The sequence below is a fragment of the Chryseobacterium sp. SIMBA_028 genome, from assembly GCF_046535285.1.
Classification (GTDB): domain Bacteria; phylum Bacteroidota; class Bacteroidia; order Flavobacteriales; family Weeksellaceae; genus Chryseobacterium.
This window is the reverse complement of sequence record NZ_JAWRWZ010000031.1, coordinates 1-4,068: the sequence shown is the minus strand read 5'-3', so window position 1 is coordinate 4,068 and position 4,068 is coordinate 1. Positions and strand designations below refer to the sequence as shown.

At 27.4% G+C, this 4,068-nt stretch carries 5 protein-coding genes; all 5 read left to right on the top strand.

Annotated features, from left to right (window positions below; all coding sequences use genetic code 11):
- Positions 1–226 precede the first annotated feature (226 nt).
- The 5 genes from SCA31_RS22340 to SCA31_RS22320 all read left to right on the top strand — a co-directional run bounded on the left by SCA31_RS22340 (position 227) and on the right by SCA31_RS22320 (position 3,971).
- A complete protein-coding gene (locus tag SCA31_RS22340) occupies positions 227–1,738 on the top strand; it encodes a helix-turn-helix domain-containing protein (RefSeq protein WP_410699258.1) in 1,512 nt (503 codons plus the stop codon).
- A gap of 239 nt (positions 1,739–1,977) precedes the next feature.
- Complete coding sequence (locus SCA31_RS22335) at positions 1,978–2,880, top strand: GLPGLI family protein (RefSeq protein ID WP_410699257.1); 903 nt, start codon at positions 1,978–1,980, stop codon at positions 2,878–2,880.
- A 131-nt stretch (positions 2,881–3,011) separates the two neighbouring features.
- On the top strand, positions 3,012–3,524 hold the full coding sequence (locus SCA31_RS22330) for a DUF6624 domain-containing protein (RefSeq protein WP_410699256.1): 513 nt from the start codon (positions 3,012–3,014) through the stop codon (positions 3,522–3,524).
- A 25-nt stretch (positions 3,525–3,549) separates the two neighbouring features.
- Positions 3,550–3,735 carry a hypothetical protein gene (locus SCA31_RS22325; RefSeq protein ID WP_410699255.1) on the top strand — a complete coding sequence of 62 codons (186 nt, stop codon included), beginning with the start codon at positions 3,550–3,552 and terminating at the stop codon, positions 3,733–3,735.
- A 56-nt stretch (positions 3,736–3,791) separates the two neighbouring features.
- Entirely contained in the window at positions 3,792–3,971 is a 180-nt protein-coding gene (locus SCA31_RS22320; protein ID WP_410699254.1) for a hypothetical protein, read from the top strand.
- Positions 3,972–4,068: the final 97 nt, after the last annotated feature.

Here is a 4,068-nt window from a genome sequence, read left to right as displayed (position 1 = left end):
TTTAAAAATTAATCTCTTATGAAACACTCCTTAAGTGAAAGCCTAAATCAGTACACTTTTTGCTGACGATTTACAATTAAAAACATATTCTTATAATGACCTAAGTCAAAAATTCTATAACTATTATCATAGCAATGAAATAAAAAATGCAAAAATAATTTCAAAATATTATCTTCAAAAATCAAAATCTGAAAAAAAACAAGAGCAAACATCTGAAGGATATGTAATGATGCATTTTAATGAAGATTTACCTAATGCTTTAAAGTATCTGGATAGTTTACAAATAATTACAAAAGGCTCAGACAAAGATTATTATCCTGCGAGGGTTTATCTTCTCCGTGGTAACCTATATTCTAAATTCTACAATGTAAAAGCTGCACTAGAAAATTATATTTTGACACTTGAACATGCTAAAAAAAAAGGCAATAAAAGACAAATAGCTTTTGCAGAGATTAGTATCGCATATCTTAATAATTATATTGGAAAATTCAGCGAAGCGACAAGTACGTTACGCTATTATTTATATAATACAGACTATTTAGATAAAAGTGATTATGATAATATTCGTGTAAACCTAGCTGATACTTACATAGAAACTAATAAAATAGATTCCGCTCGAATACTTATAGAAGAAGGATTACTTTTCAATTCTGAAAATGGGAAAACACATCAATATTACGGGTACCTACTTGAGTCAGGCTTTTATAATTTAAAAATAAAAAAATATCATATTGCCATTGAAAATTTAATGCGATGCGAAAAATACTTTTTTACAACAAATAATATTAAAAATCTAAGCTATACACTCTTATTTTTAGGACAGTCATATGCCGGATTAGGGGAAATAGAAAAAGCCATACAAACTTTTATACAGTTAGATTCACATGTTCAACAAAGTAAACATTTCTTCCCTGAGCTTAGAGAAGTATATCCCTATCTTGTAAACTATTATAAAGAAAAAAATGATAAAGAAAAACAATTATATTTCATTGAAAAGTTTTTAAAAGTTGACCAAATTTTAGATTCTCAATTTAAATACATTTCTAGGGAACTTCCTAGACAATATGATAGACCCAAACTTCTTAAAGAAAAAGAGGACATAACTATTGAATTACGGAATAAAAAAATATTCTTTTATTTTTCTCTTATCGTTTTATCATTAATACTATTGATATTTATAGTTTTATACCGTAGAACTAAAAAAGCTGAAAAGGAATATAGAAGAGCTGCTCAAGATTTGATACAATCTGTTAATGAAAATAAAATTAAAAAAGAAATTGGATCTACAAAAGAAACAAGCTCCGTAAATTTCCCTGAAAAAATAATTACAGAAGATAAAACTACTAAATCTGTTTCTGAAGATATAGCTCAAAATATCCTTGCAGAGCTAGAAAATTTTGAGACTAAAGAACAGTTTTTGAATAAAGGAATTACTTTAGGAAGCCTTGCAAAAAGGGTAAAAACAAATTCCAAGTATCTTTCTGAAATTATTAATACCTATAAAGGGAAAAATTTCGCTGCTTATCTAAATGATATCCGTATTGATTATGCAATCAATAGATTAGCCGAAGACAAAAAATTTCGTTCATATAAAATATCTTCTATTGCTGAAGAATTAGGCTATAATACTGAACAAGCATTTACGATGGCTTTTAAAAAGCGAACTGGAACTCCACTTTCTATCTATCTAAAAGAAATCGAAAGAGTAGTAGAATCAAAGAAAATAGAAAATAGTTAAACTCATATAAATACCTAATAATAAACAATTTAACTATTGTAAATTCATGAATTCATATGCTTAAATTCATGAATTCAGGTGTCAATCATTTGCATTGTCATTCTAATTTCCTGCATCTTTGCTCCAGGTAAAAACACAATTGTTATTTTGTTTGTGCGCACATCAAAATAAAGTACAGAATAATTATTTGTTATTTTGTAACATAAAAATATTTGTATTATCATTTGTAAATAAATAGGATGAAAAAAGAAAACAATTTTAAATCAACACACTTTTTTAAAAACATTACACTTTTATCATTAATGTTGTATGGTAGTATAATATATGCTCAAAAATTCAGGTTTTACTACGAATTGAGATTTACTCCCAATTCTTCTCAAAAAGAAATAAGAAAGGTAGATTTTTATATTCTTGATTATGACACGAAAACTAATGAATCTTCATTCTATAGCAGCAATTATGTAAAGAATGATTCAATTAATAAAAAAATAAATTCATTGATGAAGGTTTCGAGTGTAACAGTTAATCTTAATGGCTTTAAAAACTCCTTTATCAAAGAAATCATAACCAAAAGAAACGATGTGTATAATATTTATTCTACTATCGATGGAGATTTTTACACATATCAACAGGAAGCTAAGAATACTTGGAAGTTAGGTTCTGAAAACTTAAAGGTACTAGATTATAATTGCAAATCTGCTGACATCTCTTTTGGAGGCAGAAATTGGAAAGCATATTTTACGAACGAACTTCCATTTAATAGTGGACCATATAAATTCGGAGAGCTTCCGGGATTAATTACTAAAATATATGATACCGAAAAAGAGTTTGAATTTAGTTTAATTGGCGTTACCAAAATTGATGAATCAGTAAAATTTAATTTTTCAAAATACATTAAGGTTAATGAAGATAAATATATCAAGCAATATGAATCTTACTTGAAAGATCCTGTAAAAAGCATGAAACAAGGAACAATTATTACAGACGATGGAACAAAGTTTGTTATGGCAGGCGGATTTAGTAAATCTGAAATAGAAAACGAAAAAAAAGAAATTTATTCTCGCCTATCTAAAGATAATAATTGTTTAGAAAGAGATTCTAAAAAATGTAAAGTACGAAACAGTATTTTAAACTCAAAGTAACTAAGATGGATTAAATCTTACATTTCATCTTTCGATAAGAAAAACAAATGTTAAAATTTTTGTGCTACACCATTATACTTATAGCTATGATTAGTTGTAAGAGCAGGAATACTGTCTTTAATAAAAAGAAAGTGAGTGATCTAATTGCTGATATGGCATACAATGATCAAAAGAGTCAGAAAGACTTAATTGATGCAATCAAGCTGCATAAAGGCAAAAAAACAATAGATAGCCTAGAGAATGTCAAAAAGGGAATATTTGAAAAAAACTGTAAAATATGTATCAATATTTTAAAAGATTATGGTTATCCAAATTATGATCTTGTTTCAGAAGAAACTTCAAATGATTACTGGTTACTTATTCAGCATTGTGATAATGACGTTAAGTTTCAAAGGCAAGCTTTAAAACAATTAGAAAAGTTTTCAAGAATAGGAAAGGCTAGTGTTACAAATAAGGCATATCTGAGAGATCGGGTAAATAAAAACTTAAATAAACCACAAATATATGGGACTCAGGTTTTTAGAAATAAGAATGGTAAGTATGAGGCTTACTCGATTCAAAATAACGAAAGTGTAGATGAGAGAAGAAAATCTGTAGGACTAGAACCACTACAAGAATATTTGGACTCTATGAATAATCAATAATATTATTAACAAAAAAATATATCAAATGAAAAAATTAGAATCACTAAAAGAAAAACTTTTCGAAAAAGAGTTATCAATGAGCAAATTAAGAATGGTTACAGGAGCAGGAAGTACTCTTTCGGGATGTCAATGGACAGCGAATCCAGAAAGTTATGACTGTGGAGATAATGATCAAACTGAAGAAGTTATATCAATTCAGCAAATCTATTAACATCATAAAATAATTTAAATACGGATTTATAAATATTATCAATTAAATTTTAGAAAATGAAAAAATTAGAGTCTTTAAAAGAAAAACTTTTCGAAAAAGAGTTATCAATGAGCAAATTAAGAATGGTTACAGGAGGAATTACCTTGACTGGATGTTCTTTAACTGGGGAATGGCAAACTAACGATTGTAGTGATAAAGATGAGGACAAAGCTCAAGAGTCTTTATCTGCATTATAATCAACTATTTATTTACGAATAATGTATGTCTTCAAAAGAAAATGGACTTTCTCTTAGGGAGTGTTTGTTAGTTTAAAGTTATAATAAAAGTTGATTT